The sequence below is a fragment of the Streptomyces sp. McG3 genome (assembly GCF_018619185.1).
GTDB lineage: Bacteria > Actinomycetota > Actinomycetes > Streptomycetales > Streptomycetaceae > Streptomyces.
Window position 1 is genome coordinate 1 of record NZ_JAAXYC010000455.1, and the last position, 4,684, is coordinate 4,684.

5 protein-coding genes are annotated in these 4,684 nt (G+C 69.1%); all 5 read right to left on the reverse strand.

The genetic code is table 11. The annotated features are described in order from the left end of the window. Nucleotides 1-16 precede the first annotated feature (16 nt). On the reverse strand, nt 17-424 hold the full coding sequence (locus HET64_RS36715; RefSeq protein WP_215111570.1) for a TadE/TadG family type IV pilus assembly protein: 408 nt from the start codon (nt 422-424) through the stop codon (nt 17-19). Beyond that, a complete protein-coding gene (locus HET64_RS36720; protein ID WP_215111571.1) occupies nt 421-888 on the reverse strand; it encodes a TadE family protein in 468 nt (155 codons plus the stop codon). Before HET64_RS36720 ends, HET64_RS36715 begins: the two co-directional genes overlap by 4 nt. A 3-nt stretch (nt 889-891) precedes the next feature. Then, complete coding sequence (locus HET64_RS36725) at nt 892-2,205, reverse strand: AAA family ATPase (protein WP_215111572.1); 1,314 nt, start codon at nt 2,203-2,205, stop codon at nt 892-894. Between the two features lie 7 nt (nt 2,206-2,212). Then, complete coding sequence (cpaB, locus tag HET64_RS36730) at nt 2,213-2,920, reverse strand: Flp pilus assembly protein CpaB (protein WP_215111573.1); 708 nt, start codon at nt 2,918-2,920, stop codon at nt 2,213-2,215. Between the two features lie 247 nt (nt 2,921-3,167). Continuing rightward, nucleotides 3,168-4,034, reverse strand: a complete 867-nt coding sequence (locus HET64_RS36735) for a hypothetical protein (RefSeq protein ID WP_215111574.1) — start codon at nt 4,032-4,034, stop codon at nt 3,168-3,170. Between the last annotated feature and the right edge of the window lie 650 nt (nt 4,035-4,684).

Genomic DNA, 4,684 nt, shown 5'->3' on the forward strand with positions numbered 1-4,684 from the left:
GGGATGGGGGCGGGGGTCAGAAACCGATCCGGGACTTCTCGTTGGGCATGGTCGTGCTCCGCTCGGCCCACCAGTCGTCCAGTCCCGGCACGACGGACGGCACCTTGACCCGGACCGTGACCGTGATGTCCTGGCCGCCGCTCTTGCGGTAGCGGAATCCGCCGTCCTCCACCCAGTCGCTCACGGCCTCGCGGGCGTTGGACCGGCCGCTGCCCCGGGCGTCCAGACTGGCTTCCGTACGGGCTCCGGCGCGCGCGGCGGTGCCCGCCTGGTTGGCGGCGTACGCGGCCAGGCCCAGTTGGATGGCCCCCATCGCGACGAGGAGCAGGAGAGGGAGGAAGCCGAGGTACTCCATGGCGACCTGGCCCCGGTCGCCCCTCGCGCGTGCGGATCGGGTGCGCCCGCCGTACGGATGCGTCGTCATCGCTGATCCTCCCTCGGGGATCCGGCCTTGCCGGTGATCTCGGTGTCGAGGTCGAACAGGCCCGGGACCAGCACCGGGACCTTCAGCTTCACGGTGGCCTCGTACAGGCCGCTGCCGCCGCCGCACCGCACCGACGCCTCGTCCGCCCAGGCGTCGGGGAGGTCCTTCATCGCGCCTTCCCGGCACGCCGCCCTCGCCCCGTACTCCGCCCCGCTGCCCTTGCGGGCGCCCACGTCGGCCGCGTTGCCCGCGAGGCTGAAGGTGTAGCCGATCAGGGCGCACTCCCAGAGCACGAGCATGATCAGGATGATGAAGGGGGTCATGCCCAGGAACTCGATCGCGGTCTGACCGCGGTCCCGGTCCCGTCTCCGGTTCCCGGTCCCGTTGCCGTTCCCGTACCGGCGGTCACGTAGGGCGGTGATCCGCCCCCGTATGCCGCTCCGTGCCGTCCTTGTGGTGGTCATCGCTCAACGTGTCCCCTCGGAGTCTCCGAGTCCGCGGCCGGAGCCGTCGCGCCGGCGGCGCGGGCGTCCGATCGAGCCCCGGTCGTTCTTCGGAGCGCCGCTGTTCCGCTTGACCAGGGCGCTGCCGCTCTTCTTCGCCGTCGCGCTCTCCTTGACGATGCCCAGCTCTCCGGCCAGGCCCCAGAGCGCCTGCTTGACCGTGCTCTTGGCGTCCAGTTCGTGCAGGCGTCCGGAGTCGATGGACGCCTGGAGTTCCTTGAAGTTCGCCGGGATCGCCGCCGAGGCGACCCGGGTGCCGGTGATCTTCTGGATCAGCGGCGGCTGGATCTCCGTGTTGCGGGTGAAGCGGTTGACGAGGGTGACCGTCTCCTCGGCCTTGCGGATCTGGAGCCGTTCCCACATCCGTACGATGCGTTTCGCGCCGCGCACCGCGATCACGTCCGGGGTCGTGACCAGCAGGGCCACGTCCGCCATCTCGATGGCCGCGGCGTTGGCCCCGTTCATCTGGCCGCCGCAGTCGATGACGACGATCTCGTAGCGGGTGCGGAGCGCGCTGACGATCTGGCGGGCCGAACGGTCGCTGACCTCCTCACCGCGTTCGCCCTCGCCGGGGGCGAGGAGCAGGGCGAGGCCGGTGGAGTGGGAGAACACCGCGTCGGCCAGCACCCGGGGCGAGATGTCGGTGATCAGGGCGAGGTCGACCAGGGAACGGCGGAACTGGACGTCGAGGAACGAGGCGATGTCCCCGGTCTGGAGGTCCATGTCCACCAGCGCCACCGTGTTGCCGGACGCCTGCGCGGCCAGGGCGAGCTGGATGGCGGTGACGGTCGCGCCGACGCCGCCCTTCGCACCGGTGACCGTGACCACCGTGCCGCCGGGGCCGGTGAAGACGTCGTTCGCGGAGGTGAGGTGGCGGCGTACACCGGAGGACCACTGGGCGGCCGCCTGGACGCGGTTGGCCAGTTCCTCGTAGCTCAGCGGCAGGGTGACCAGGCCGCGCGCCCCGGAGTCCATCGCGTCGGCGAAGAGGCTCGGGCTGGCGTCCGCGGTGATCATGACGACCCCGACGGACGGGAACCTCATCGACACCTCCCGGATCAGCTCCAGGGCCGGCACCGGGCCGATCCGCTCGTGGACCAGCACCACCTCGGGCAGTTCGTCGATCGCCTCGCCCGCGAGGCGGGCCAGGGTGTCGATGAGCTGGGTGGAGTCGCCGACCGGGGTCGCGGGTTCGGCGTCGGGCAGCTGGCTGAGCAGGGTGGTGACGGAGCGGGCCGCGTCGAGGTCACCGACGGCGGGGAGGATTCTGGTGGTCATCCCATCCTCACTTGTCCTTGTCGAGCGTGTAGGTGCGGTCCCCCGGACGGATGGTGCCGTCGCTGCCCGGGGCGACGAGCGCGAGCCGCACGTGCTCCGCGAAGGACTCGGCGTACGCGACGCGCTGGGTGTCCAGCGTGTTCAGGGCGAAGGTGATCGGCACGGCCTCGGTCGCCCGGGTCCCCCGGTCGTCCGCGCTCGGGTCCAGGGCGGTCAGCTCGCCGACGTCCAGCACCTTGGCGTTGGAGACGATGACCTTGGACTGGGCCGCGTCGCCCTGCTCCTCACCGGCGAACGTGGCGTAGATGTTGACCGTCGCGCCCGGTGTGATCTTGCCCGCGACACCGGTGGAGGCGTCGATCATGATGGCGATCTCCTGCTCCCCCGCTCGGAGTTCGGGTTTGCGCACCATCATGTCCGACTGGAGCAGTGAGCCTTCGCGGAGCTCGGTGACCGCGATCTTCGACTCGACCTCCTGAAGGTCGGTCACGGCGTTCTCCGAGAGCCAGCGTTTGGGCATCTTGATCTTCTCGAACTGGCCGCTGTTCAGTGCTGTGTACGGAGCCACGTTGGTCTTCAGCTGGTACGCCGTCACCTCGGGTCCGACCTTCGAGTTGACGTCGCTGATCACCGAGAGCACGCCGGCGAAGGCCGCGAAGGCACACAGGACCGACAGGAGCAGGAGTATCACGCCGCGGCGCTGGCGGGAGTTCATGGTCCGGACAACCTCGTTCGAATCGGATGCGTGGGACGGACTGCGGACAGGGAGAGCGGTGCGGTGCAGCGGTTACGCGCATACATCTGCGGTGGAGCGGGTGGAGAAGTGGAGCGGGTTACGCGCTTACATCTGCGGGTGGAACGCCGCTGCGGGCCGACCGGAGCGGGGACGGTCTCGTGCGGGGAGTGCGGGGAGTGCGGGCAGGAACCGGGAGGAGCGGGTCCTGCGGGGAGGAGCGGTCTCGCTAGGGGCCCGGTGATTCGCCGGCCCCGTGATGGAGGACACCGGTGGGGAGCGCGCGGTTCTCCGAAGCCGCGAGAGGAGCGGAACAGAATGCGCAGCGGTCGCCGATGAGTTCCATGGCGCACCAGTGACACTTTTCCCGGCGTACGGAGGAGACCAACTGGTAGAGCACGGAGAGGTCCGGGAGATGGGCGGCGAACTCCACCAGCTTTCCCGTGCCCCACCAGCGCGGTGAGTCGGACGGGACCGTGGCGTCATGAATGGCCTGGACCTTCCAGGCGGGCGCAAGGGTCTCCTGTACCCAGTCCGACTGCAGATTCCCTTTGGCGACCAGAAGATGCGTACCAAAATCCGGTCCCGTCGGCGGTTCGACGGTCGGGCCCACCTTCACCAGCTGGGACTCGGGTCCGGCGAGCACGGCGAACTGGGATCCGGGGACCCAGGACTTGGCGTGGCTCTTGAGGCTGACCGGGACCCGGTCGAGGCGGGCGACGGAGTTGAGGAGTGCACCCGCGTAGATGTAGTGCGAGAGCAGCCGGGCGGCGGAGGCGACCACCCCGGGGCTGAAGTCGCAGACGGACAACTGACGGAGCTGGCGCACCAGTACGGCGAGGCCGAGGGGCGGGAGGTCCACCTTGACCAGGGCGATCCGGTCGCTCTCCAGCACCGAGCGGATGGAGTGGAGGCGACGCTCGTGCTCGGGCCGGATGCCCGAGGGATAGAGGGCGATCACATACCCGTGCTGTTCCAGCAGCAGGTGCATGTCGCCGATCGCCAGCTCCAGCGCCTGGGCCTCGGGCGCCTGGAGCAGAGCGGCGGTCGGCGTCTGCTGGTCGGTGGGCGGCAGCACCAGGTCTGCGCTCGTCACTGCTATTGCGGTCGGCACGCTCTTCCCCGTTTCGGCTCCGGTCGACGTGGGGACGTCGGCCGCAATCGCTCCTGCTCCGTGCTCCTGACCCAGCACTTTAGCCACGTCTCACCAGGCAGAGAACAGTTATCGGAGACCAGTACGCCATCATGCGAACACCGTTCCTACGGGGTCCGGGTGCTAAACGGGACGAAATCGATTCCACCCAACTCGACTGACATCGCGCAGCGTTACCGAAGCCTGCGTCCGGTTTTCGATCAGGTATCCATTCGCGCACGTCAGACTGGATTCCGAGGCGTCGGCCTCCTTTTCGTAAGGGCGTTTCCGTGACCGTCGGAAGATCTGCCACAAGATCACCCGTGCGGGGGGCGATGTGCGGTCGCGGGTCGGTTCCCTGCGGAAAAAACCCCCGCCCGGCACCCTCCACGGAGCCTCGGGCACCCCGTCGCCGACGCCGCGACAGGACCTCGCACGTGCGTTCGCTGAAGGCGTTTTACTGCCAGAGGTCTTGACAACTTGATTGGTCTGGACCAGTTTTGTGCGCCAAGCGGTGGCCACCGCCCCCGGCCGGACACCCCGTGTTCGACGTCCCCCGGTTCAGCACCCCCGTACCACCGCCGTACGACATCCCCGCTCCGCCCGGCCCACCC

Coding starts and splice junctions, on each gene's coding strand:
- HET64_RS36715 (WP_215111570.1), bottom strand. CDS start 424: ATGACGACGCATCCGTACGGCGGGCGCACCCGATCCGCACGCGCGAGG.
- cpaB (WP_215111573.1), bottom strand. CDS start 2,920: ATGAACTCCCGCCAGCGCCGCGGCGTGATACTCCTGCTCCTGTCGGTC.
- HET64_RS36725 (WP_215111572.1), bottom strand. CDS start 2,205: ATGACCACCAGAATCCTCCCCGCCGTCGGTGACCTCGACGCGGCCCGC.
- HET64_RS36720 (WP_215111571.1), bottom strand. CDS start 888: ATGACCACCACAAGGACGGCACGGAGCGGCATACGGGGGCGGATCACC.